The 21,721-nt window shown below is 44.0% G+C and carries 27 protein-coding genes and 1 tRNA gene; 4 read left to right on the plus strand and 24 right to left on the minus strand.

Going from position 1 to position 21,721, the window contains the following annotated elements; genetic code table 11:
* Window positions 1–2: 2 nt before the first annotated feature.
* From WKT01_RS12530 to WKT01_RS12550, 5 genes are all read right to left on the minus strand, one after another.
* Window positions 3–674: a hypothetical protein gene (locus WKT01_RS12530; protein ID WP_340312574.1), complete on the minus strand. Its 672-nt coding sequence runs from the start codon at window positions 672–674 to the stop codon at window positions 3–5.
* Window positions 675–777: 103 nt separating this feature from the next.
* A complete protein-coding gene (locus tag WKT01_RS12535; RefSeq protein ID WP_340312575.1) occupies window positions 778–1,695 on the minus strand; it encodes a PTS system mannose/fructose/sorbose family transporter subunit IID in 918 nt (305 codons plus the stop codon).
* The gene (locus WKT01_RS12540; protein WP_340312576.1) at window positions 1,685–2,518 is read right to left on the minus strand and encodes a PTS mannose/fructose/sorbose/N-acetylgalactosamine transporter subunit IIC; all 834 of its coding nucleotides are present in this window, start codon (window positions 2,516–2,518) and stop codon (window positions 1,685–1,687) included. Before WKT01_RS12540 ends, WKT01_RS12535 begins: the two co-directional genes overlap by 11 nt.
* A 36-nt stretch (window positions 2,519–2,554) precedes the next feature.
* Entirely contained in the window at window positions 2,555–3,031 is a 477-nt protein-coding gene (agaV, locus tag WKT01_RS12545) for a PTS N-acetylgalactosamine transporter subunit IIB (protein ID WP_059070359.1), read from the minus strand.
* Window positions 3,032–3,296: 265 nt separating this feature from the next.
* Window positions 3,297–3,938 carry an epoxyqueuosine reductase QueH gene (locus tag WKT01_RS12550; RefSeq protein ID WP_117975800.1) on the minus strand — a complete coding sequence of 214 codons (642 nt, stop codon included), beginning with the start codon at window positions 3,936–3,938 and terminating at the stop codon, window positions 3,297–3,299.
* Between the two features lie 170 nt (window positions 3,939–4,108).
* Between WKT01_RS12550 and WKT01_RS12555 the strand changes: the two genes are divergently transcribed.
* Together WKT01_RS12555 and WKT01_RS12560 are read left to right on the plus strand one after the other, a co-directional pair.
* Window positions 4,109–4,876: an ABC transporter ATP-binding protein gene (locus tag WKT01_RS12555; protein ID WP_059068691.1), complete on the plus strand. Its 768-nt coding sequence runs from the start codon at window positions 4,109–4,111 to the stop codon at window positions 4,874–4,876.
* Entirely contained in the window at window positions 4,869–5,666 is a 798-nt protein-coding gene (locus WKT01_RS12560; RefSeq protein WP_117975802.1) for an ABC transporter permease, read from the plus strand. Before WKT01_RS12555 ends, WKT01_RS12560 begins: the two co-directional genes overlap by 8 nt.
* Before the next feature lie 336 nt (window positions 5,667–6,002).
* Here the strand turns inward: WKT01_RS12560 and WKT01_RS12565 are convergent, their stop codons facing one another.
* From WKT01_RS12565 to WKT01_RS12575, 3 genes are read right to left on the minus strand one after another with little or no spacing between them, the layout of a single operon-like run.
* The gene (locus WKT01_RS12565) at window positions 6,003–7,412 is read right to left on the minus strand and encodes an amidophosphoribosyltransferase (protein WP_059068686.1); all 1,410 of its coding nucleotides are present in this window, start codon (window positions 7,410–7,412) and stop codon (window positions 6,003–6,005) included.
* A 17-nt stretch (window positions 7,413–7,429) separates the two neighbouring features.
* The gene (locus WKT01_RS12570) at window positions 7,430–7,738 is read right to left on the minus strand and encodes a metal-sensing transcriptional repressor (RefSeq protein WP_059068684.1); all 309 of its coding nucleotides are present in this window, start codon (window positions 7,736–7,738) and stop codon (window positions 7,430–7,432) included.
* A gap of 54 nt (window positions 7,739–7,792) precedes the next feature.
* A complete protein-coding gene (locus WKT01_RS12575; protein ID WP_117975804.1) occupies window positions 7,793–9,160 on the minus strand; it encodes a sodium-dependent transporter in 1,368 nt (455 codons plus the stop codon).
* Window positions 9,161–9,387: 227 nt separating this feature from the next.
* Between WKT01_RS12575 and WKT01_RS12580 the strand changes: the two genes are divergently transcribed.
* The gene (locus tag WKT01_RS12580) at window positions 9,388–10,044 is read left to right on the plus strand and encodes a Crp/Fnr family transcriptional regulator (RefSeq protein WP_059068680.1); all 657 of its coding nucleotides are present in this window, start codon (window positions 9,388–9,390) and stop codon (window positions 10,042–10,044) included.
* Window positions 10,045–10,098: 54 nt separating this feature from the next.
* Here WKT01_RS12580 and WKT01_RS12585 read toward each other — a convergent pair whose 3' ends face one another.
* The 8 genes from WKT01_RS12585 to WKT01_RS12620 all read right to left on the minus strand — a co-directional run bounded on the left by WKT01_RS12585 (window position 10,099) and on the right by WKT01_RS12620 (window position 15,968).
* Window positions 10,099–11,796, minus strand: a complete 1,698-nt coding sequence (locus WKT01_RS12585) for an FAD-dependent oxidoreductase (RefSeq protein ID WP_117975805.1) — start codon at window positions 11,794–11,796, stop codon at window positions 10,099–10,101.
* On the minus strand, window positions 11,793–12,116 hold the full coding sequence (locus tag WKT01_RS12590; protein ID WP_059068678.1) for a rhodanese-like domain-containing protein: 324 nt from the start codon (window positions 12,114–12,116) through the stop codon (window positions 11,793–11,795). Before WKT01_RS12590 ends, WKT01_RS12585 begins: the two co-directional genes overlap by 4 nt.
* Window positions 12,117–12,184: 68 nt before the next feature.
* A complete protein-coding gene (locus WKT01_RS12595) occupies window positions 12,185–12,775 on the minus strand; it encodes a 4Fe-4S binding protein (RefSeq protein WP_059068676.1) in 591 nt (196 codons plus the stop codon).
* The gene (locus tag WKT01_RS12600) at window positions 12,747–12,974 is read right to left on the minus strand and encodes an ATP-binding protein (RefSeq protein ID WP_059068675.1); all 228 of its coding nucleotides are present in this window, start codon (window positions 12,972–12,974) and stop codon (window positions 12,747–12,749) included. The genes WKT01_RS12595 and WKT01_RS12600 overlap by 29 nt, the downstream gene beginning before the upstream one ends.
* 162 nt (window positions 12,975–13,136) lie before the next feature.
* Window positions 13,137–13,334 (minus strand): hypothetical protein, encoded by a 198-nt coding sequence (locus WKT01_RS12605; RefSeq protein WP_270396026.1) that lies wholly within the window; start codon window positions 13,332–13,334, stop codon window positions 13,137–13,139.
* Window positions 13,335–13,356: 22 nt separating this feature from the next.
* Entirely contained in the window at window positions 13,357–14,232 is an 876-nt protein-coding gene (locus WKT01_RS12610) for a DMT family transporter (protein ID WP_270396051.1), read from the minus strand.
* A 174-nt stretch (window positions 14,233–14,406) separates the two neighbouring features.
* Window positions 14,407–15,531 carry a DUF362 domain-containing protein gene (locus WKT01_RS12615; protein WP_270396024.1) on the minus strand — a complete coding sequence of 375 codons (1,125 nt, stop codon included), beginning with the start codon at window positions 15,529–15,531 and terminating at the stop codon, window positions 14,407–14,409.
* Window positions 15,532–15,572: 41 nt separating this feature from the next.
* A complete protein-coding gene (locus WKT01_RS12620; RefSeq protein ID WP_270396023.1) occupies window positions 15,573–15,968 on the minus strand; it encodes a PaaI family thioesterase in 396 nt (131 codons plus the stop codon).
* Window positions 15,969–16,048: 80 nt separating this feature from the next.
* Between WKT01_RS12620 and WKT01_RS12625 the strand changes: the two genes are divergently transcribed.
* A tRNA-Thr gene (locus WKT01_RS12625) sits at window positions 16,049–16,121 on the plus strand.
* A gap of 3 nt (window positions 16,122–16,124) precedes the next feature.
* On the opposite strand, the gene WKT01_RS12630 is transcribed toward WKT01_RS12625, so the two are convergent.
* The 8 genes from WKT01_RS12630 to rplS form a co-directional block, all read right to left on the minus strand.
* Window positions 16,125–16,970 (minus strand): mechanosensitive ion channel family protein, encoded by an 846-nt coding sequence (locus WKT01_RS12630; RefSeq protein WP_330671152.1) that lies wholly within the window; start codon window positions 16,968–16,970, stop codon window positions 16,125–16,127.
* Window positions 16,967–17,833 carry a peptidoglycan editing factor PgeF gene (pgeF, locus tag WKT01_RS12635; RefSeq protein WP_270396022.1) on the minus strand — a complete coding sequence of 289 codons (867 nt, stop codon included), beginning with the start codon at window positions 17,831–17,833 and terminating at the stop codon, window positions 16,967–16,969. Before pgeF ends, WKT01_RS12630 begins: the two co-directional genes overlap by 4 nt.
* 18 nt (window positions 17,834–17,851) lie before the next feature.
* Window positions 17,852–18,205 (minus strand): YraN family protein, encoded by a 354-nt coding sequence (locus tag WKT01_RS12640; protein WP_270396021.1) that lies wholly within the window; start codon window positions 18,203–18,205, stop codon window positions 17,852–17,854.
* A gap of 59 nt (window positions 18,206–18,264) precedes the next feature.
* Complete coding sequence (locus WKT01_RS12645; RefSeq protein WP_270396020.1) at window positions 18,265–19,032, minus strand: ribonuclease HII; 768 nt, start codon at window positions 19,030–19,032, stop codon at window positions 18,265–18,267.
* Window positions 19,025–19,570, minus strand: a complete 546-nt coding sequence (gene lepB, locus WKT01_RS12650; protein WP_117975811.1) for a signal peptidase I — start codon at window positions 19,568–19,570, stop codon at window positions 19,025–19,027. Before lepB (WKT01_RS12650) ends, WKT01_RS12645 begins: the two co-directional genes overlap by 8 nt.
* Before the next feature lie 32 nt (window positions 19,571–19,602).
* On the minus strand, window positions 19,603–20,454 hold the full coding sequence (ylqF, locus tag WKT01_RS12655; RefSeq protein WP_117975810.1) for a ribosome biogenesis GTPase YlqF: 852 nt from the start codon (window positions 20,452–20,454) through the stop codon (window positions 19,603–19,605).
* A 12-nt stretch (window positions 20,455–20,466) separates the two neighbouring features.
* Window positions 20,467–21,129 (minus strand): signal peptidase I, encoded by a 663-nt coding sequence (lepB, locus tag WKT01_RS12660; RefSeq protein WP_059068658.1) that lies wholly within the window; start codon window positions 21,127–21,129, stop codon window positions 20,467–20,469.
* Window positions 21,130–21,230: 101 nt separating this feature from the next.
* Entirely contained in the window at window positions 21,231–21,578 is a 348-nt protein-coding gene (rplS, locus tag WKT01_RS12665) for a 50S ribosomal protein L19 (protein WP_059068657.1), read from the minus strand.
* Window positions 21,579–21,721: the final 143 nt, after the last annotated feature.

Genomic DNA, 21,721 nt, shown 5'->3' on the forward strand with positions numbered 1-21,721 from the left:
TCCTACTCCAAAGCATATGCAGCGTCTGTGTCTTCTTCCCTGAGACAGGTATCTACGATCGGCATATAAACCGCCTTCGGGTGAAAACATGCTTTTGCACTTTGATAATATGTCATCGCATTCTTCTTATCTCCCAGACAAGAATATTGCTTTGCGACCATAAACAAAATCACTCCAAGCGCAAATCCGTAATACTTCTTGGAATTGATCTCCTCCACCATCTCATCAATCAGGTCATTTTTCCCGTCCAGCATAACAGCATACGCCATTTCATTATAGTGGATAAACGCCGAATCCTTTGTATTCTTTATCTCCTCTAAAAGCCAGTCCGCATATTTCCGATTGCCTTTTATGAGAAATGTATGGAAATATACTTCCAGAAAGCTCTGCTTATCCGCAGGATCTCGATACTTTGTCCCGATCATATGGCGCAGCATTTTTTCAAATTTTTCTGTTTCTCCGGAAACATAGTATGCTCTCAACTTATATAAGTCACAGACATATTCCCCCAGCAGCCTGCGGGAAATCCCCATATTTGCGATCCGCTCCACTGTATCACTGTCCTTTTTATGAAGCGCTGTATTCATCGTGTGGAGCTGAAAATTTTTCACGCCCTGAAAAACAAAATAGCCCACAGCTGCAATGATTATAATTGAAATTGTTACTGTACTCAAATAGTCACCTGATTTCCCTGTAAAATAATGGGAGGGGGGATCAAAATCCCTCCCCTCCCGGTTATCTATCGCGAACCGCAATAGATCTTCATTTCAATAAACACTATTCAGCTTCTTCCGGTACCGGATAATCATACCATTCTACAAGTGGAGTATATCCGCCTGGAATAGACTTGCCGTCTGCGTCCATTGCTTTGGAATCTCCTGTCCAGATACCGAACGCACATCCTACGATTCCCACTACGAGGATCAGGATGATACATCTTACCGGTGTCCAGCCTTTCTTGATCAGAACATAGATACCAAGTGTGATCAACAACGGGATCAGCTTAGGCAGCACGCCGTCCAGCAGAGCCTGGATATTGATCTGTGTATCGCCAACGATCAGACGTACAGTTGTAGAACCATAGTTTGCGATCAGACCGCCGACTACAAAGATACCAAGAATACTAGCCGCACGGGTAAATTCTTTTGCATTGGATGTCAGCAGTGTAACTGCCTTGGTTCCCAGTCCATAAGACCAATACATCAAACCGAAACGAACAATAAACTGTACTGCATTGAAGATGATCAGGAAGAGGATCGCACCGGCGATCTGTCCTTCCATCGCCATATTGGCAGTCAGTCCGGCTGTAATAGGAACTAATGTCAGCCAGAATAAAGCGTCACCGATACCACCAAGCGGACCTGCCGCAGAAATACGTACGGAACGGATCGTCTGTGTATCCGCTTTGTTCTGCTCAAGTGAAAGCACAATACCCATTACAAATGTTACAAGGAACGGGTGTGTATTTAAAAAGTCCAGGTTGTGCGCCATGGAAGCCTTCAAGTCTTCTTTGTTTGTATGTATCTTCTGAAGACCCGGAAGCATAGACCATAACCATCCTGCTGCCTGCATTCTTTCATAGTTAAAGGATGCCTGTAAGAAACAGGAAAGCCAAACCATCTTGTTCAGTGTTTTCTTATCCAGCTGCGGTGCCGGAGTCAGGTCTTGATATTTATCAGGAATATTATATGCCATCCTCGTCACCTCCTACAAAGCCGGCGCCTGCGCCTGCGTTCTGTTTGATCCTTGTCTGCATAGTAAAGTCATAGATTGCAATCGCAACACCTACGAATGCGCACAGGATCAAAGTTGCTCCTGATGTTGCCGCGTTTGCGCTGCAAAGCAGAGACATCGCGAATCCTGCAAGCAGGAAGCCCCACATTTCTCCGGACATCATAACCTTCATCAAAATCGCAAATCCAACGAACTTCATAGCGCCGCCCGCTGCATCCAGACCTGCCATTACCCATGAGAACTGGTAAGAGAAATCTTTGAGTGTCTCACCAAGTGCTGTACCGCCGTACAGACCTGCTACAGCCAGAACACCAAACAGTGTACCTAATACTGCCATCTCAAGGAAGTTGATATTGCGGATACCTTTTACGTCCGCATTCTCTGCGCACTTGTCTGCTTTTGCCATCATACCGGACATGATCGTAAATGTCAGTGTAACTGCATACTGTCCGAATACCGCGAATGGAATCGCAAGACCCATCGCCGCGCCGACTCCGTCTGCCGTTGCCTCCATTCCAAGAGAAACAGCAAATACTGTCGCCATGATACCTCCCATGATCGCGTTTGGAGGCTGTGCTCCTCCGATCGGCATACTACCGATCTGAATCAGCTGGTATGCACCACCTACTACGATACCAAGCTCAAAGTTACCTAAGATCGCACCGATGATCGGACAGGTTACGATCGGCTGGTACAGAGACTCTAAAAAGCTGAACTGGTCGATTCCCATGATAAAGGCAACCACAAAGACCAGAATCGCCTGGATAATTGTAATATCTCCCATGTTTACTCCTTTCCAATAAACCAATAAACCAACTTGTTATTTAAATAATTTGTCAATGCTTTCCGCCGGTGTGTCCGGAACTCGTTTGATTTCCAGCTCTACTCCCAGCTCCTGCAGCTTCTTGAATGTCGCGACATCATCGTCATTGACCGCAACAGATGTTGCAACTTGACGCTTCCCATCAGCCATGTGCATATTTCCGATATTTACTTTTTTGATCGGCACTCCGCCCTCAACCAGCTTTAACACATCCTGTGGTGTCTCGCAGATAATTGCAATATGCTGATTTGCAGAAGCTTTGTGGATGATATTGATTGTTTTCTCAAGCGTGAAGAAACGTGTCTGCGCATATGACGGTGCAGCCATGTTCATCAGCCCTTGGCGGAACTCATCCCCGGCAACTGCGTCGTTTGCAACCAGGAGTAAGTTTGCACCTACTACACCACACCACTGTGTCGCAACCTGACCATGAATCAGCCGATTGTCAATTCTCGTCAATCGAATATCTGGCATGCTCGTATCCCCCTTTCTTATAATTTCCAGCATTCTCCGGCCTATAAAGGCGCCGTCATAATGCCATTTCAACAAGCATTTCTCAAACACATCTTTCGTGAGAAGAAACATCTGCTTACAAGATTTATTATACCAAAATTCTTTATAATTAATTTGCACTTTTTATTTATTCTCTTGCATTTTTAATTATATGGTTTCACCAAAAAACATCAGGAAACGCCTCTTCTTTATTACAAATAGGACAATTTCCTGATGTTTTTTTCATTTACTCTTTTATTTTTTCCTTTTTTCTGCTCTCATAAGAGAACTGACAGCCACAGTAATCCTGCCTGTATAACCCGTATTCTCCTGACAATTCGACAGAACGCTTATACCCATTTTTCTTTTTAAAATCCGAGCAAAGATATTCTATCCCATACTTCTGTCCGGCCTGCATCCCTATCTCATTAAGCTTTTGTGCATTTTTCATAGGACTGATGCTCAGCGTAGTTGTATAATAATCAAACCCACACTCTGCCGCTGTTTTAGCTGTCTGCTCAAGACGCAGTTTGTAGCATTGGAAACACCGCTCTTTTCCCTCTTTCATGTGTTCCATCCCTGCTGCCATCTCGTAAAACTTTTCTTTATCGTATTTTCCGGCAAGAAAAGAAACCGGATATTTGAAACGCATCTGTGAAATCAACATCTGCTGCTCTAAAATCCGTTTCGTATACTCGCTTTCCGGATAAATATTAGGATTATAATAGTATACGGTGATCTCAAAATATTCTGACAGATATTCCAGCACGTAACTGCTGCAGGGAGCACAGCAGCTGTGCAGAAGAAGTTTTGGGACTGTCTGCTCCTTTTCCAGTCTGCCTAATATTTTATCTAATTCTTTTTGATAATTTACTTTCTGTACGTTCATCCGGATCACTCCTGTGTTTCTATTTATATATCTATTGTATATCGTACGCCTTATGAAAAACCTGCCCGAAAGGCTGCACGTTTCTGTTATTATACCACATTTAAACGCTGATGCACCGATATTTATTTTTTTCATAAACTAACTATATATCTGTCGACTGGAGTGATGTTATGGATGCCATTTTAAAATTAACAAACATACATTATACGTATCACAGCTATACCGGAGAGACAAAAGCACTTTCTGATATTTCTTTTTCTGTCGCTCCCGGAGAATTTACCGCCATTGTCGGCCCGTCGGGATGCGGCAAATCAACTCTTCTTTCTCTGATCGCCGGACTTTTAAAACCAGAAAAGGGAAATATAACACTCTGCGGAAAGCCGCTTAATGAAAGCACAGTCAACGTAGGCTATATGCTCCAACACGATCATCTGTTTGAATGGCGCAGTGTCTACCGCAATATCTTACTCGGTCTGGAGATCCAGCACAAATTGACTCCACACTCCCGCCAAAAGGCCGACGAACTTTTAGAACAATACGGCCTAAAAAATTTCAAAAACGCGAAGCCTTCCGACTTATCCGGAGGCATGCGTCAACGTGCGGCGCTGATTCGCACGCTTGTTTTAGAGCCGGAACTTCTGCTCCTAGATGAACCTTTCTCCGCCTTGGACTATCAGACCCGGCTCTCTGTCAGTGATGATATCGGACAGATCATCCGAAACTCCGGCAAAACCGCTCTGCTCGTTACACATGACTTATCGGAAGCAGTCAGCCTTGCAGACCGCATCATCATTTTAAGCCGCCGTCCTGCGGCAATCGTAAAAATCCTGCCGATCACATTTGCGCTAGAAAAAGATACACCCATGGAAAGAAGAAATGCGCCCGAATTTAAAAATTATTTTAATATTATATGGAAGGAGTTGAAAGCATATGAATAAATTTTCCCACGGTCAACAACTCTATCTGCGCCGCCTGCGCATGCATCGCCGCATCGTTATCCTCTTTCGTATATCCATCCTGCTTCTCTTTCTTATTTTATGGGAGGCCTCGGCCGATATAGGACTTATCGATTCTTTTATCTTCAGCAGTCCTTCCAGAATTTTTCTGTGTTTCTGGAGTATGGTACTCGATCGGTCTATCTTTCTCCATATCGGCATCACTTTGTATGAAATTATCGTCAGCTTTCTGCTGGTCACATTTTTCGGCATCCTGGTCGCTGTACTGCTCTGGTACAGCCATAAGCTGTCTGAAATCGCCGAACCTTATCTGGTCGTATTGAACAGCCTGCCGAAATCCGCACTCGCCCCTCTTCTGATCGTATGGCTGGGCGCCAATAAGAAGACGATCATCGTCGCCGGTATGTCTGTTGCCATTTTTGGAAGTATCCTCAGCCTATATACCAGTTTTTCCTCTATAGATCAAGAAAAGATCAAACTGATCTATACCCTGCGCGGCACCAAGCGGCATGTGCTGAGCAAGGTCATCCTCCCTGGTTCTGTTCCCGCCATTATCAGCAACATGAAAGTCAATATCGGTCTCTGCCTGGTAGGGGTGATCATCGGAGAGTTTCTTGCCGCAAGAAACGGACTTGGCTATCTGATCATATATTCCAGCCAGGTCTTTAAACTCGACTGGCTTTTGATGGCTATCGTGCTGCTGTGTATCATGGCAATGGCGCTGTATGCGGTGATCAATTTATTCGAAAAATGGTATGTAAAGAAATTCTAAATTTTTTTAATTTTTATATGACTTTCCTTTGGAACAGCTTTCAATGCGTTCGGTATAGTAATCTTTATATTTAACATGCTGTTCTCGCAGCCATCGCTTTCCTTACGCTGTTTGATTATTTTCGCAGCGTACGGGAAGGTACGATCTCTCTGCCCTCTGTATAGGGTACAAAACACGACAGCAGAAACTACCTGTGCATAAAACACAGACAATAAGAAGCCCCCGCTGCGGCTAAACAAACGGGGGATTTTTATTGTGTCTGAAAACTTTTAATTACTTTTATTGCATAAGAAAGAACCACAAAACATTATCTGGCCTGCACTTCTTTAGCTCTGCCTATTCTTTCCCATCGAAACAATACGTACACAATTTGCAGGGAGATAACCCAATAGACGCTCTTAGATCATCCAGTCTGTGATAGCGAAGTGTCGTAAAGTTCTGACGGCGTCTCACTTCTTCTACCATTTCTTCATACCGGGCACTGCACGGATCTGCATATTCCTCCAGTATTTCCGGAGTCACTTCTTTTTCTCGTTCTTCAATAATCCTTCTTGTGATCAGATCCAACTCAGATTTAGAACGTGAGAAATTCAAATATTTACAGCCATACAGCAACGGCGGACAAGCCGGTCGGACATGCACCTCTTTCGCCCCGCTGTGATAAAGAAATTCCGTTGTCTCCCGAAGCTGCGTCCCTCTTACAATAGAATCATCTATCAAGAGCAGTTTCTTATTCTTGATAAGCGCCTGTACCGGTATCAGTTTCATACGCGCGATCAGCTCCCGCTGACTTTGATTTGCAGGCATAAAGGACCGCGGCCATGTGGGAGTATATTTAATAAACGGCCTTGCATAGGGTATCCCAGATTCATTTGCATACCCAATCGCATGAGCAATCCCCGAATCCGGCACGCCGGCAACGATATCAGGAGAAACGCTTCCTTCATCACGCTTTGCAAGCATGCTGCCACATTTGTAACGCATTTCTTCCACATTGACGCCTTCATAGGCTGATGTCGGATATCCATAGTACACCCAGAGGAAAGAACAAATCTTCATCTCCTCGCCCGGAACGCCTACTGTCTCGATCCCATCCGGCGTTATATAGACGATCTCCGCAGGCCCTAATTCTTTATGATCCTGATACCCCAGATTGATATATGCAAAATTTTCGAAAGAAACACAGTAAGCGTCTTCTTTTTTCCCGATCACCACAGGAGTACGCCCGTACTTATCCCGCGCTGCATACAACCCTTTTTCTGTCATCAGCAAAATTGTCATGGAACCATCTACCAGACTCTGTACATATCGTATGCCGTTTACAATACTGTCTGCTTTGCAGATCAAAGAGGCAACCAACTCTGTAGCATTGATCTTCCCGCCGCTCATCTCCTGAAAATGGGAATGTCCATCTTTATATACCATCTTAAGCAGTTCATCCTGATTATTGATCTTTCCCACGGTTGCGATCGCAAAGCTTCCCAGATGAGACTGGATCAAAAGAGGCTGAGGCTCATAATCTGAGATACATCCAATTCCCAGATTTCCATTCAATTCTTCTACATCTTTTTCAAATTTTGTACGAAAAGGAGAGTTCTCTATATTATGGATCGCTCTTTGAAAACCTTCCTCTCCAAACAACGCCATTCCTCCTCTTCGTGTGCCGAGATGTGAATGATAATCTACTCCGTAAAATAATTCCAACGTACAATTTTTCTTTGAAGCAACACCAAAAAATCCGCCCATTACCGTATTCCTCTCCTTTACTTGATAAAAATATCAATTGCTTTATTTAATTTTTCTACACTTTCCATATCCCCGTGTTCGATTGCATCGACGATACAATGTTCCAGATGTTCTTTTAAGATTACTTTCCCTGTATTATTGACTGCCGCTTTCACCGCCGCGAGCTGTATCAGTACTTCACTGCAGTCTTTTCCACTCTCTATCATCCGCTTGATCGACTCTAAGTGCCCGATAGAACGTGACAGCCTGTTTATGATTGCTTTTTCATACCCTTTCGAATGGACATGGGGATGTTCGCCATGTTCATGCATATGTTCTTCTGCCATTTTTCACCTGTTCCTTATTCTTTCCTCTCTATAATACATCAGCTTATCCATTTCTTAATGCAGCAAAGACCAGTATCCCTGCACAAAAATAAACAGAACCACAAGCGGCAGGATAAAAGTCACATATATCCTTGACCATTTAGGAAATTTTAGACCTGTACCGCTGTCTGCCTCGGCACAGAAGTTTTTCCATCCCCATCCATACCTGCTTGTACAAAATAAGACATACACCAGACTTCCGAGCGGCAGTAAGTTATTGCTCACGAGGAAGTCTTCGAAATCCAGCACCGTCGTCCCACTTCCCATCGGCGCGAGACCGCTGAGCACATTAAAGCCCAGCACACATGGTATAGACAATACTATGATTGCCGCCATATTCCATATAACCGCTTTCCTCCTGCCGCATCCGGTCAGATCCATCGCAAAGGAAATGATATTTTCAAATACTGCTATGATCGTCGAGGCAGCCGCGAAGAACATACAAAGAAAGAAAATGCTCCCCCATATCCTGCCGCCGCTCATAGAATTAAATATATTCGGCAAAGTAATAAAAATCAAGCTCGGTCCGCTTCCAGGATTGACATCAAAAGCAAAGCACGCCGGAAAGATGATCAAACCTGCGATCAGCGCTACACAAGTATCCAGGATCGTCACACAAACAGCCTCCCCTGTAAGTCTGCGGCTTCTGTCAATATAACTGCCAAAAATAGCGATTGCTCCAATACCCAGGCTCAAAGTAAAAAACGACTGTCCCATGGCCGCAAACACCACTTCCATGATGCCTGCCTCTTTTACTTTCCCGAAATCCGGGAACAGATAAAATGTCAGTCCTGCATATGCCCCTTCCAGAGTAATAGAACGTACTGCCAATACGATCATCAGAGCAAGCAAAAGCAGCATCATGACTTTCGTGATCTTCTCGACTCCTTTTTGCAGTCCCAGACAGCAGATACCAAAACAAAGAGCCACAACAAGAACCATGAACACTGCCATGATCCCCGGATTTGCTGTCAGCTCTCCAAAAGACTGTTCGATCTGTTTTGCGTCCAAACCTGCAAACTGGCCTGACGCCATTTTAAGCAGATATATGATCATCCAGCCGCCGATGGTGGTGTAAAACATCATAAGCAGGTAATTCCCTGCCATGCCAAAATACTTATACCAATGCCATTTTGTTCCTTCAGGTTCCAACTTGTCAAACGCCAGCGCAATACTGGACTGCCCCGCGCGCCCCACAGAAAACTCCATGACCATAATGGGCAGTCCCAGGATCAGCAGAAAGAACAGATAGATCAGCACAAACGCCGCTCCTCCATACTGCCCGGTAATATAGGGAAAGCGCCAGACATTTCCCAGTCCGATCGCGCATCCCGCCGAAATAAGAATAAAGCCCAGACGCGAGCCGAATTTTTCTCTTTTCATCGTATTTCTTCCTCTCTATACTCTCATTCACAGTTTTTCATCTGCATGCAGATTTCCAAACACTTTTTTATCTTATGACAGACTTTCCTCTCTGTCAAGCAGGAGTAAAATACATCCCGGAAAAATTTGCCTGAAACAGATTGATACTGCTCGCCATTTTGCATATAATTATAGAAAGAAGAGTGGACAAATAAAAAATCACGCTCTATATAAAGGAGATTCTGCTTATGAATTACTTGACCTATCTTCCTGTGTTTGGCAAATTGCCAAAAGAACAGCAGGATGCGCTTACGAATACAGCTTTCATCCGTAAATTCAGTAAAAGCGAAATACTGCATAACGGATCCCAGGACTGCACGGGACTACTCCTTGTGATATCCGGTCAGATCCGTGCGTTTACCATATCTGACGATGGCAGGGAAATTACTTTGTACCGTCTTTTCGAAAGAGACATCTGCCTGTTCTCTGCTTCCTGTATATTGAACAGTATACAATTTGACATAACGATCACCGCTGAAAAAGATACCGAAGTCCTGGTCATTCCCTCCGAAGCTTATAAGAAGATCATGGAAGTGTCCGCCCCCCTCGCCAATTATACAAACGAGGTCATGGCAAGCCGGTTTAGCGATGTCATGTGGCTGATAGATCAGGTAATGTGGAAAAGCTTTGACAAGCGGCTTGCAGATTTTCTTTTAAATGAAGCCAGTATCGAAGGTACAAACACGCTTAAGATCACCCACGAAACTATTGGGAAACATCTGGGAAATCCAAGAGAAGTCGTAACCCGTATGCTTAAGTATTTTGTAAATGAAGGACTTCTCACTCTCTCCCGAGGAACGATCGAGATCACAGATGAAGAGGGGCTCCAAAGAATGCTGGATTGACAAAAAACGCTGAGATCCTCCAAAAAGATTTTCTCAGCGTTTTTTCTTTTATGCTTATTTATCGGCATCCATTCCGCAGGGAGTTGCTTTTTTATGCAATGCTTTATCATTGTGAACCGCATCATAGAACCGGAACCCACCGGCAAAGTTATACGCTTCAAAACCATTGCCGGTCAAGATCCTGCTTGCAATATAGCTGCGCAGTCCGCTTTGACAAATAACATATACCGGTTTGGTTTTGTCAAGTTCATCAAGGCGCTCCCGCAGTTCATCAACAGGAATATTCATAAACCCTTCTACATGCCCCCTGCTGTATTCCATCACTGTCCGCGTATCGAGGAGTATACTACTGCCGTCACGCGGAAGTGTTTCGTCATCCTCATAATACCACTGTTTCACAACACCTTTCTTTAAGTTCTCTATCATATATCCTGCCATATTCACAGGATCCTTGGCTGAGGAATACGGAGGAGCATAAGCAAGATCAAGTTCTGTAAGATCATCTGCTTTCATACCGGTATGGATTGCCGTCGCAAGAACATCTATCCGCTTGTCAATCCCTTCAAAACCTACGATCTGGGCGCCAAGCAGCCGGTAAGTTTCTTTTTCAAACAGGACTTTCATCGTCATCATTTTGCCGCCGGGATAGTATCCCGCATGGCTCATCGGAGACAGGATCACTTTATCTGCTGCAATACCAAGTGATCTTGCTGTTTTTTCATTGATCCCCGTAGATGCAGCCGTCATATCAAATACTTTAATGATCGAACTTCCTTGACCGCCTGTGTAGCGGCTGTCTCCGCCGCATATATTGTCGGCAGCGATCCGGCCTTGCTTATTGGCAGGGCCCGCAAGAGAAATGAGCGCATCCTCGCCGGTCACAAAATTTTTAATCTGTACCGCATCTCCCACAGCATAGATATCAGAAACCGATGTTTCCATTCTGTCATTGACTATAATACTGTCCCTGATTCCTGTTTCAAGTCCCGCCTCCTTTGCAAGTGTCGTTTCGGGAGCAACGCCGATAGCAAGCAGCACCATATCTGCATGAACTATAGTATCGTCCTTTAGTTTGACATCAATGCCGCATCCGGTATCCGAAAATCCTTCCACAAAATGCCCCAGCAGCAGATTTACGCCGTTCCTACGGATCTCCGCGTGAAGGAAAGATGCCATATCTGCGTCAAAGGGAGTCATCAGCTGTTCGGCAGCCTCCACAAGGGTTATATCAATCCCAAGTCCATGCAGATTTTCCGCAGTCTCGATTCCGATAAAACCTCCGCCAACGACAACTGCATGCTTTGTACGGTGTTCCTCCACATATTTCTTAATCTTCAGCGTATCCTCAACGGTACGCAATGTAAATATACTGCTGCTGTCCATCCCGGCAAACTTTGGCCGCACCGGCTTTGCGCCGGGGGAAAGGAGGAGCTTGTCATAACTTTCTGTAAATACATTCCCACTTTCAAGATTTTTTACGGTCACTGTTTTGCTTTCTGGATGAATTGCTGTAACCTCATGATGCACCTTCATTTTAATACGAAAGCGATTCCAAAAACTTTCCGGTGTCTGCAAAGTCAGTTCGTTTTCATCTTCAATGACACCGCCAATGTAATAAGGAAGTCCGCAATTAGCATAAGAAATAAATCCCGAACGCTCAAACACCGTGATCTCAGCCTGTTCATCAAGCCTGCGTATTCTTGCCGCCGCTGTCGCTCCGCCTGCGACGCCGCCTATGATTACAATCTTCATGATCTGACCACCTTTCCGCCGTAACTTTTGATTCCGCCTATATTTTCTATCTTTGTATATCCTTTTCTCTTCAGATAAGACACAGCCTGTCCGCTTCTGATACCGCTGTGGCAATGCACAAAAAGTGGTGTGTTTTTATCTTTCACCGTATTTTCAATTGCCGTGATCCGATCAAGAGGCAGATTGATACTGCCCTCAATATGTCCGTCACGGTATTCTTCCACAGTTCTCACATCCAGCAAAACTGCACCGTTTGTTTTTGTATATTTTGCAACACCAGCGTTAATATCAGTGCTGTGCAGCAGTGTAAAAAGTCCCATTCTGTTTCCTCCTTCTTTTTACTATATTCTTAATATATCCTATTTACGATCTAAACTCTGTGATCTCATCACAAAGCCTTTTTTCTATTCCTTAGTTTACAGATTGCCTGCGTCATCGTTCCCATCGGGCAGAAAGCGCACCATGTCCTCGGCTTAAATAGGAGCATAACGATCAGACCTATGAGAAGCGATGTAAGCATCAGGCTGTAAAACCCAAAACTGAACTGCGCCGCCCAGTCCGGAAAGATACTTCCCGTATATGTCCATCCCCACGGTACCCGGAATGTCCAGAACAATTTAATAGCTTCACGCAAACTTCTGGCACCTTCTGCCACAAGATACGTCTGAAAGACCATATTTCCGAACATAGACAGAAAAAACAGCAGGAAACCATATCGAAACCATTTCGAAGCCATCCATTTTGGCGTAGGTCTATTTCGGGAACATTTCAAGTCTCCGCCGAGTTTACAATATAATTGTCCCCTGCCGCAAAGATGGTTGCAAAAAAACTTGTTGCCGCCAAATACCGCAAGTATGACCGGCAGCAGAAAGTCGATCATGCCAAGCCAGGCAAAAAGGATATTAAAGAATCCGAGTGCAAAATATACGATCGACCATATCCATAGATACTCATACCACTGCTTTTTCTTTGTCTTCATAACTCTCCCTGCTTTCTATCTGAATACTGTTCGCCGGACAGACCTTTTCGCACCTTCCACATCCAACACATTTGTCTTCCCGAACCTTGGCATAACAGCCTCTATATACCTGGATCGCCCCCAACGGACAAGCCGCTTCACAGGCACCACAGGCAACACAGACTTTTTTGTCTACAGCTGCATATCGTTTAGACGCCATCTTTCTTCCTCCTGTTTTCCACATATCTATTCTGCTTTTGCATTATAGCAGTTTGCCGTACTGCTTTCCGTGATATTGTCACACAGACCTATATCATTCTGTTCTATTTATTTTTCAAATATTTTTTAGTGTAAAAAAAGACAATCAACTTCTTACTTGAAATCAACTGTCTTCCTTAACTAAAAACATCTCCATTGGCTGCTGATATTTTGGAATATCTATAATAAAACCGCTACAATCTTTATAGTCCGATTTTCTATAAAAATGCTGTGCTCCTTCATCAACTTGTGCAAAAGTCAATAGTATGTCAAATCCATACCAAGCAGCTGCACTCCAAATAGCATCTTTCTTCGTTTTCATTTCTTGCACAAATCGGTTTTTGTTATTCCCTTTGTTTTTTTATTTCGCCAAACATAGCCCCTCCAATAATCAACACTGCACCGACAATTTGTACAGGTGTCATTACCTCGTGCAGCAAGAATGCCGAGAATAGAAGCGCTGAAACCGGATCCAGATAGCTGATCAAGGCAACAGATTGACCAGACAGCTTCTGCAAACCAGAAAAATATAGCAAATAGGCAAGTCCTGTATTAATAAAACCAATTGCCGCAATATACGGTAAATCATTTCCTTTCAAATACGGAAGGCCTAAAGTACATAACGTGTACACCAACACAACAACAAAAGCTACATCCAATTCAATGGCTGCCGTCTGCAGCCCGCTTGTATGGGAAATCTGTTTATTTATAACAATCAATGCAGCATACAGAATTGCCGAAATCGCTGCAAACACCAGTCCCCATGTATTCATCCCTGTTACAACGATGCTCCCACTTATACAGAGCAGACCACTTGCTACGATAATAACAGAAATCAACTTTCTTCCCGTAAGCTTTTCACGGAAAAAAATCGGCGAAAATAGCAGAACAAGAATTGGTCCCACATAGTAAATCAATGTCGCAAGGCTGACATTCAATACTCTGTATGCCTCAAAAAGTGTAATCCAATTCAGACCAAGCGCAACTCCGCCCAGTAAAATCGGCATCCACTCTCTCTGCACACGATCTTTATCAAAGCCCCCGCAAAACAAAACCAGACAAGTTAGCATTATGCCACCAATAAATGTACGCAGTAGCACAATCTGGCTGCTGGCTAAAGATATATGTGATGCGAAAATACCATTTGTACCAAAAATCAATAAGGCCATTATATATATACCGTATGCCAGAAATCTCTTATCGTGGCTCTTATTATCCATCACTTTACTTCCTCCACAAATTTACATTTATCGTTATCTTTATTAAGCATTATATCATTAGAAAATGGAACATTCCTTCTTTTTCAATCATGGAACACGCCTTAGAATATAAATAGAGCTTATACAAATGATAATCAAAAGCATCTGTATAAGCTCCCCTTCACTTTTCTGCTTTTACAAAACCTGTATTAATTCATAGTTTCTATTTCCCAACCCGATCTTCTGCGCATGCTCCAGACAGGTCTCCCACTCGCTCTCCGGAGTCGTATTGATGAAATGATCGTGGTGATTGCACCTGCTGTGGTCTTTTACGTGTTCTTCCAAAAGACTTCCCGGCATCGGCTGCTGGGCATTGCAGGCGTCTGCGCACGCCTGATCCAGAGCGACCGGATCAAAGCTTGCAAACATTCCTACATCCGGCAGGATCGGCACATCGTTTTCCGGATGGCAATCACAGTACGGAGAAACATCGATTACCAGATTGATATGAAAATTCGGTCTTCCATCCACTACCGCCTTAGAATACTCCGCGATCTTCATATCCAATTCTTTTACCGCCGAGCTATTCTCATTATAGATCGCGTCAAAATTACATGCACCCAGACATCTGCCGCAGCCTACGCAGCGGCTGTGATCGATGGATGCCTTTCCTTCCTGAAACGAAATCGCTCCATGGGCACAGTTCTTAGAACAGACCTTACAGCCAACACAGATTTCTTGATCTACCGTCGGCTTGCCGCTGTTATGCTGTTCCATCTTCCCTGCCCGGCTTCCGCAGCCCATCCCGATATTCTTCAGACATCCACCAAATCCGGTCGCTTCATGCCCTTTAAAATGGCTCAGGCTGATAAACACGTCCGCATCCATGATCGCTCTGCCTATCTTAGCTTCTTTTACCAGTTCTCCGCCTTTCACCGGCACATATGCCTCATCTGTTCCCTTCAGCCCATCTGCAATAATAATATGGCACCCTGTGGAGAGTATATTGAATCCATTTTCATAGGCAGCGCTTAAGTGCTCTAACGCATCCTTTCTTCTTCCCACATACAGCGTATTACAGTCTGTAAGGAAGGGGCGTCCGCCTAGCTCCTTCACCACATCTGCCACTGCTTTCGCATAGTTCGGCCGCAGGAAGGACAGGTTGCCCGGCTCCCCGAAATGGATTTTGATCGCCGTCATCTTTTTCTCAAAGTCGATCTCTCCAATCCCTGCCCTTTTTATCAGTTTCTGTAGTTTATTTGGAAGGTTGGTACCCGGAAGGGCACGAAGATCTGTAAAATACACTTTTGCTTTTTCCATATTGTCTCCTCTTTTCCGTCTTTTTTTCTTCCAATTCTTTCTTACTTTGCTTTTCTGAATCCGGTCGTATGAACGACAACCGCCAGATTTCCCAGCTCGTCTTTTACTTCTACCCGGTAATAACTCGTCGTTTTTCCATTTTTTACGCAGAATGCCTCGGCGATCAGAGTATCCCCCTTTGCCGCGCCCAGATACGCAATATCTGAATGCAGGGACACAGTACCGATCTCCTGCCAGTTCGCCGCCACGGCAAAGGCAAAATCTGCCAATGTAAAATAGGCGCCGCCCATGACGGCTCCCATAGCATTTCGATGGCGTGCTTCCAATGGCATCGTACACTTTGCGTAAAGATGATCTACTTCTTCTATAACCGCGCCATTTTCTGTAGCGAAACGATCTTTTTCAAATAATTTTATAGTTTTATCTTCTGGTTTCACTACTTTTGCCCTCCTTTCTGAAAAAAACTGTTGAAATCCTTTTGAAAAAGCGATATAATAACAAAGTCGCATGGCGATAAGCTGGAATAGCTCAGTTGGTAGAGCACTTCACTCGTAATGAAGGGGTCGTCGGTTCAAGTCCGATTTCCAGCTTTTTTATTTTGCCTTCAATTCTTCTCCACGCATATGAACAGATATCTGTGGATATGGGATTTCGATTCCTTCTCTGTCAAATGTCAATTTTATTTCTTCTAACAGTCTCCATCTTGTCGCCCAGTATTCTTCTGTTTTCACCCATGCACGCATTCCTAAGACCACACTACTGTCTCCCAGAGAATCTACAAATATCTTTTTATCCTCATTCTGTATGATTTCTGTTTCCTGCTGCAGCATTTCTTCCAAGAGAGACTTTGCTTTTTTTAGATCCGCCTCATAGGAGATTCCTATCTTTAGATCCAACTGTCTTTCTGGGCGTGCCGTCACATTTGTAAGGCTTTGATTGGATAATGTACCGTTTGGAATAATAACGGTCTTATTATCTATGGTCGTCATCTTCGTATAGAAGATCTGGATCTCTTTTACTGTCCCCTCTATATTTTCGTTATTTACGATGATATAATCCCCCACAACAAACGGTTTTAATAAAAGGATAAGAACACCGCCGGCAAAATTGGAAAGGCTCCCCTGCACAGCAAGTCCGACAGCAACTCCGGCAGATGCAATGAGAGCCGCTACGGATGAAGATTCCACACCAAATTTTGTGGCGATTGAAAAAATCAGAAGCGCATATAACCCAAATTTTAACAAAGAGTCTACAAATTGGGTCACACCTGTATCTGCGTTTGCCCTTTGCATAGAGCCTCTGACAAACTTACGTATCCCCCGTATGACTGCTCTTCCGATAAAGAAAAATAAAAGCGCAAGCAGTACTTTGATGCCGAAATTAATCAGCGCCGGTATATTTTCCTCAAAAAATTTCACGATATGTTCTGTCTGTTTCACGCTGTCTCCTCCTTTCTCTTTAATGCCAGAAAAGCACACAAATTCCCCCTCTTATCGCCTGCCTCCCTGTGAGAATATAAAATCTTACTATTGCAGTGCGTACAAATATTGGTGACTGCCATATGTTCCTCTGTAATCCCTGCTTCCTTAAGAAGATATACATTTGCCTTCCATAGATCCAGCTGGTATTTTCCGTTCTCTTTTCTATAAAAAATATCTCTCCATGCAGATTTTGGGGAACTATCTTGAAACTCTTTTATCACATCTTCGCTCACTTCATAACAATCCTGACAGATAGACGGACCCACAGCTGCCAACATATCCTTTGGATCACATCCGTAAGTTTCCTGCATCTTCTCCACTGTCTTCTGCCCGATTTTCCCGACTGTACCTCTCCATCCGGAATGGCTTAATCCGATCGCCTTTCTCACCGGATCGACAAAATACAAAGGTACACAGTCTGCATAGAATGTCACCAGACAAACTCCTGGAACATTCGTCACCAATCCATCTACATCCGCATAATCTCTCGGCTTTAGGATCCCCATCCCTTTCTCCCGCTCTGTCACAGCCCGCACATTCACCGTATGCGTCTGCTGTGAAAAGACCATATCCTCACACTTCACACCAATGGCGCGCCCGATCCTGCGGAAATTCTCTTGGACAGCCTCCTTGTCGTCTCCTCTTGTAAAACTCAGATTTAAAGATGTATAGCAGCCTTTGCTCACGCCCCCTAAACGAGTAGAGAAACCATGCCGCACAAGGCCTGTATTTTGAAATAACGGATATTCCAAATAAGGAGTATCCGCCTCTATCTCATCAAAAATATGTGCCGTGTTCTTATATCGTAATCCCAATCCCATATTATCTGCTCCTCTATACTATTTTCCCTCAAACGCATTCCTTATATGACATATTTCTCTGCCTTGTATGCCGATCACATCGAACCGGCAGGGAACCTCTGCTTTCCCTTTTTCTGCCATATAATGCATAGCCGTATAAAAAATCTTTCTCTGCTTGTGTACACCCACCGCTTCCAGCGGACTTCCTCTGCGCTTGTCAAATCGATATTTCACTTCGCAAAAAACAAGTGTCTCCTTTTCTCTCGCGATAATATCGATTTCTCCAAAAGGGCACCGGTAATTATACTGCAATATTTCCAGCCCTTCCTGCTCTAAATAGCACCCCGCCGCTTGTTCATACATTCTTCCTTTTCTTACGTTATTCTCAGACATGCTTCCTTCTGTGTACCTGTGCCCAGAAAACACCACATTTTCCTTCTCCACTGCAGTGTCTATATATCTGCTGCAAAATGTCCGATAAAAGAGCGGCGATGGATCGGCGACGGTCCCAGCCTTTTCAGCGCTTCTATGTGTTCGCCGGAACCATAGCCTTTATTCTGCGCGAACTTATAGCCGGGGTATACACTGTCATATTTTTCCATCATATGGTCTCTTGTCACCTTCGCCACGATACTGGCGGCAGCAATAGACATGCTTTTTGTATCTCCTTTGACGATGGGCACCTGCGGCACAGAAATCTGCGGGATCGTCACCGCATCGTTTAATAAAATCTGCGGCGCCACCTTAAGTTTCTGGACTGCTCTGCGCATTGCCTCATAAGTAGCTTGCAAAATATTGATCTCATCGATCCGCTCAGGGGACACGACTCCGATTCCCACGGCAACTGCTTTTTCCTGGATTTCTGTATAAAGTTCCTCCCGCTTCCCAGCAGAAAGCTTCTTTGAATCATTGATCCAAAGAATGTCACAATCCTTCGGAAGGATCACTGCGCCCGCAACGACGGGACCCGCCAAAGGGCCTCTTCCAACCTCATCAATCCCACATATATAGTCAAACTGTCCATATGCATTTTCGAATTGTCTCATCTGCCTTAAACGTTCTCTCTCTGCGGAAAGTTTTTCAAGTTTTTTTCTATATCTTACAAGCAGATTTTGCACACCACTTCTTGCATCATCTGCATACTCTGCAAAGAGAAGAGGCAGTGTTTCCTCTTCGGCCGCTTCAAACTCTGCCTTAATCTGCCCTATACTTTTATTCATGTCTGATCACCCCAAATTTGTCAAAGGGCCAGATGCGTACCCATGCCCTGCCTAACAGGTCTTTTCTGTGGATCACACCGACACTAGGGTCTCTGCTGTCCTGGCTGTGGTTTCTGTTGTCTCCAAGGACAAAATAAGAATCTTCCCCTAAAGTAACCGGTTCTTCCGCAATCCCCGGATTAAGCATTTCTTCTGTGCCATACTGCTCACCAAGCGCTTCTCCGTTTATGTAAACTTCTCCGCCAACGACCTGCACAGTTTCTCCCGGCAGTCCAATGATCCTCTTGATATAATAGGTGTCTTCTTCATACTGGTATGGAAATACAACAATATCATATCGCTTCGGATCCCGAAAACGGTAGGATATTTTATCCACGATCAACTGATCTTTGTCAGAAAGTGTCGTTTCCATGGATGAACCGCTCACTCGCGTCCTGACTCCCACAAAAGTGATGATCAGGTATGTAAGCCCAATAATCACCAGAATATATAGAACCCATCCTAATAATTCCCTGACAATACTCTTTTCGCCGTCCATTTCCATCCTTCTTTCTGCCGTCTATCTATATCTTAGTAACTCTCCTGTGGGAATTCAAGTGTTATTTTCCCAAGCCGTCCATTTCGAAAATCATCTAGCATAAGCCTTGCCGCTTTCTCTGTATCCAGTACATCTCCCTGCAGCAGACAGTGCCTGCATCTCGCGATTGCCTTCAGACACTCATAATCATCTTCCGATTCCGTCACTTCATACTTCTCTGCAAGTATCCCCCGATAGTATTCCTTCAAAAACGCGATCAGTCTGCACACCAGTTCTTCCGTCTGTAAAATCTCATCTTTGATAGAACCGATAAAAGCAAGTTTCAATCCTACGCTCTGATCCTCGAATTTAGGCCAGAGGATACCCGGTGTATCTAACAGTTCTACATTTTTATTTAAACGGATCCATTGCTTTCCTTTTGTCACGCCCGGCTTGTTCCCTGTCTTTGTACACGCCTTTCCCGCCAGAGAATTAATAAAAGTAGATTTCCCCACATTCGGAATTCCTACCACCATAGCCCGGACCGGACGATTTAAGATCCCACGTTTTCTGTCTCTTTCTATCTTTTCTTTACATGCCTGCGCGATCACTCCCTGAATAGACTTCATACCACTGCCTTTTTTCGCATTTATCTTCACGACTGCATAACCCTTTTCCTGAAAATATTCCATCCAGGCATCGTTATATTTGTCCTGTGCCAGATCCGCCTTATTTAATACGATCAGACGCGCCTTATGCTTTCCGAGCTCATCAATGTCCGGATTTCTGCTGCTTATCGGAATCCGGGCGTCAACAAGCTCGATCACCAGATCGATCAGTTTTTTATTTTCCTGCATCATCCTTTTTGCTTTTGTCATATGACCGGGATACCACTGAAAATGCATGCTGTTCCTCCTCTACTGTTTTACAAAACCAAAATTTTCTCCAAAACTTGCCACAAACCAAACCTTGCCATATATTTCTTCCCGTTTTACATTTCCAACTTCTGCCATGCGGCTGTCATCACTTCCTTTATGATCATCTCCCATGACAAAATATTCTCCTTCTCCAAGTTCTACGGAGTCTTTTGCGACGCCTGCATATACAATATCTGTAGGATATAGTTCTCCTGTCAGTTTCTCGCCGTCGATGTACACACTTCCTTCCCGAATCTGTACTGTCTCTCCAGGAAGACCAATGATCCGTTTAATCGAATAATGCACATTTTCATTCCCGCTGGGACGAAACGCGATCACGTCCCCTCTGTCTGGTTTTACCGCATCATACACAAGATGATCGACAAGAACCACATCCCCATTATAAAGCGTCGGTTTCATCGAGTCTCCCGCATTGCTGACTCTTTGTCCAAAAAACCATACAAGCGCCGATGCCACTATACAGACGAGCAAAATTTCTGCTCCCCATACTATCACATCCTTACGTGCGTACCTGCCGACTCTCCTTGTCTTCCCCTGCATACGCATATGTCCCGCTTTCTTTTCAAAATGCAGGCCTTTCTTCTCGAGCTTTCCCGGCCTGTGCCTTCTTTTTCTGTTTTTACGAAACTTTAGATCCTGCATAACTCTCCTCTGTCATAGAATGAAGTTTCTCCTGCGGCTATAAGAAAAGGGACAATATACATATTTGTAATTGTCCCTCTCATGGTTACTTATTTTGTGTCTTATCTTACTAATTCTTTTACCTTTGCAGCTTTTCCAACACGTTTTCTTAAGTAGTTCAGTTTTGCTCTTCTTACTTTACCTCTGCGTACAACTTCTACTTTTTCTACATGTGGGGAGTGGATTGGCCATGTCTTCTCAACACCGATGCCGTTAGAGTTCTTTCTCACTGTGAAAGTAGCTCTCACTCCGCCGCCCTGCTTTTTGAGGACAGTTCCTTCAAACACCTGGATTCTTTCACGATTACCTTCTTTGATCTTTGCGTATACTTTTACAGTATCGCCTACGTTAAATACAGGTGCGTTTTCCTTCATCTGCTCTGCTTCGATTTTTTTAATGATTTCGTTCATTTCGTGTGACCTCCTTCATATTAGACGTTCTTAACACATAGCATACGTGCCAGAGGACCATCGACTTTCTTTTCACAACTATCGTAGTTTACCACATTTTTGTATATGTTTCAAGTATTGTTTTGATTTTTCTTTAGAAACTC

Source organism: Mediterraneibacter sp. ICN-202921, assembly GCF_037890075.1.
In the GTDB taxonomy this organism is placed as follows: Bacteria; Bacillota; Clostridia; order Lachnospirales; family Lachnospiraceae; genus Mediterraneibacter; species Mediterraneibacter massiliensis.

Excerpts from the sequence above, each read along its gene's own strand:
- WKT01_RS12585 (WP_117975805.1), bottom strand. The coding sequence starts at position 11,796 with ATGAAGATTGTAATCATAGGCGGCGTCGCAGGCGGAGCGACAGCGGCG.
- WKT01_RS12560 (WP_117975802.1), top strand. The coding sequence starts at position 4,869 with ATGAATAAATTTTCCCACGGTCAACAACTCTATCTGCGCCGCCTGCGC.
- WKT01_RS12595 (WP_059068676.1), bottom strand. The coding sequence starts at position 12,775 with ATGAAGACAAAGAAAAAGCAGTGGTATGAGTATCTATGGATATGGTCG.
- WKT01_RS12555 (WP_059068691.1), top strand. The coding sequence starts at position 4,109 with ATGGATGCCATTTTAAAATTAACAAACATACATTATACGTATCACAGC.
- ylqF (WP_117975810.1), bottom strand. The coding sequence starts at position 20,454 with ATGCATTTTCAGTGGTATCCCGGTCATATGACAAAAGCAAAAAGGATG.
- WKT01_RS12600 (WP_059068675.1), bottom strand. The coding sequence starts at position 12,974 with ATGGCGTCTAAACGATATGCAGCTGTAGACAAAAAAGTCTGTGTTGCC.
- WKT01_RS12590 (WP_059068678.1), bottom strand. The coding sequence starts at position 12,116 with ATGGGACTTTTTACACTGCTGCACAGCACTGATATTAACGCTGGTGTT.
- WKT01_RS12580 (WP_059068680.1), top strand. The coding sequence starts at position 9,388 with ATGAATTACTTGACCTATCTTCCTGTGTTTGGCAAATTGCCAAAAGAA.
- WKT01_RS12550 (WP_117975800.1), bottom strand. The coding sequence starts at position 3,938 with ATGAACGTACAGAAAGTAAATTATCAAAAAGAATTAGATAAAATATTA.
- lepB (WP_117975811.1), bottom strand. The coding sequence starts at position 19,570 with ATGGACGGCGAAAAGAGTATTGTCAGGGAATTATTAGGATGGGTTCTA.
- WKT01_RS12640 (WP_270396021.1), bottom strand. The coding sequence starts at position 18,205 with ATGTCTGAGAATAACGTAAGAAAAGGAAGAATGTATGAACAAGCGGCG.
- lepB (WP_059068658.1), bottom strand. The coding sequence starts at position 21,129 with ATGCAGGATCTAAAGTTTCGTAAAAACAGAAAAAGAAGGCACAGGCCG.
- rplS (WP_059068657.1), bottom strand. The coding sequence starts at position 21,578 with ATGAACGAAATCATTAAAAAAATCGAAGCAGAGCAGATGAAGGAAAAC.
- WKT01_RS12575 (WP_117975804.1), bottom strand. The coding sequence starts at position 9,160 with ATGAAAAGAGAAAAATTCGGCTCGCGTCTGGGCTTTATTCTTATTTCG.
- WKT01_RS12540 (WP_340312576.1), bottom strand. The coding sequence starts at position 2,518 with ATGGGAGATATTACAATTATCCAGGCGATTCTGGTCTTTGTGGTTGCC.
- WKT01_RS12605 (WP_270396026.1), bottom strand. The coding sequence starts at position 13,334 with ATGAAAACGAAGAAAGATGCTATTTGGAGTGCAGCTGCTTGGTATGGA.
- WKT01_RS12535 (WP_340312575.1), bottom strand. The coding sequence starts at position 1,695 with ATGGCATATAATATTCCTGATAAATATCAAGACCTGACTCCGGCACCG.
- WKT01_RS12645 (WP_270396020.1), bottom strand. The coding sequence starts at position 19,032 with ATGAATAAAAGTATAGGGCAGATTAAGGCAGAGTTTGAAGCGGCCGAA.
- agaV (WP_059070359.1), bottom strand. The coding sequence starts at position 3,031 with ATGCCAGATATTCGATTGACGAGAATTGACAATCGGCTGATTCATGGT.
- pgeF (WP_270396022.1), bottom strand. The coding sequence starts at position 17,833 with ATGGGATTGGGATTACGATATAAGAACACGGCACATATTTTTGATGAG.
- WKT01_RS12610 (WP_270396051.1), bottom strand. The coding sequence starts at position 14,232 with ATGGATAATAAGAGCCACGATAAGAGATTTCTGGCATACGGTATATAT.
- WKT01_RS12570 (WP_059068684.1), bottom strand. The coding sequence starts at position 7,738 with ATGGCAGAAGAACATATGCATGAACATGGCGAACATCCCCATGTCCAT.
- WKT01_RS12565 (WP_059068686.1), bottom strand. The coding sequence starts at position 7,412 with ATGGGCGGATTTTTTGGTGTTGCTTCAAAGAAAAATTGTACGTTGGAA.
- WKT01_RS12615 (WP_270396024.1), bottom strand. The coding sequence starts at position 15,531 with ATGGAAAAAGCAAAAGTGTATTTTACAGATCTTCGTGCCCTTCCGGGT.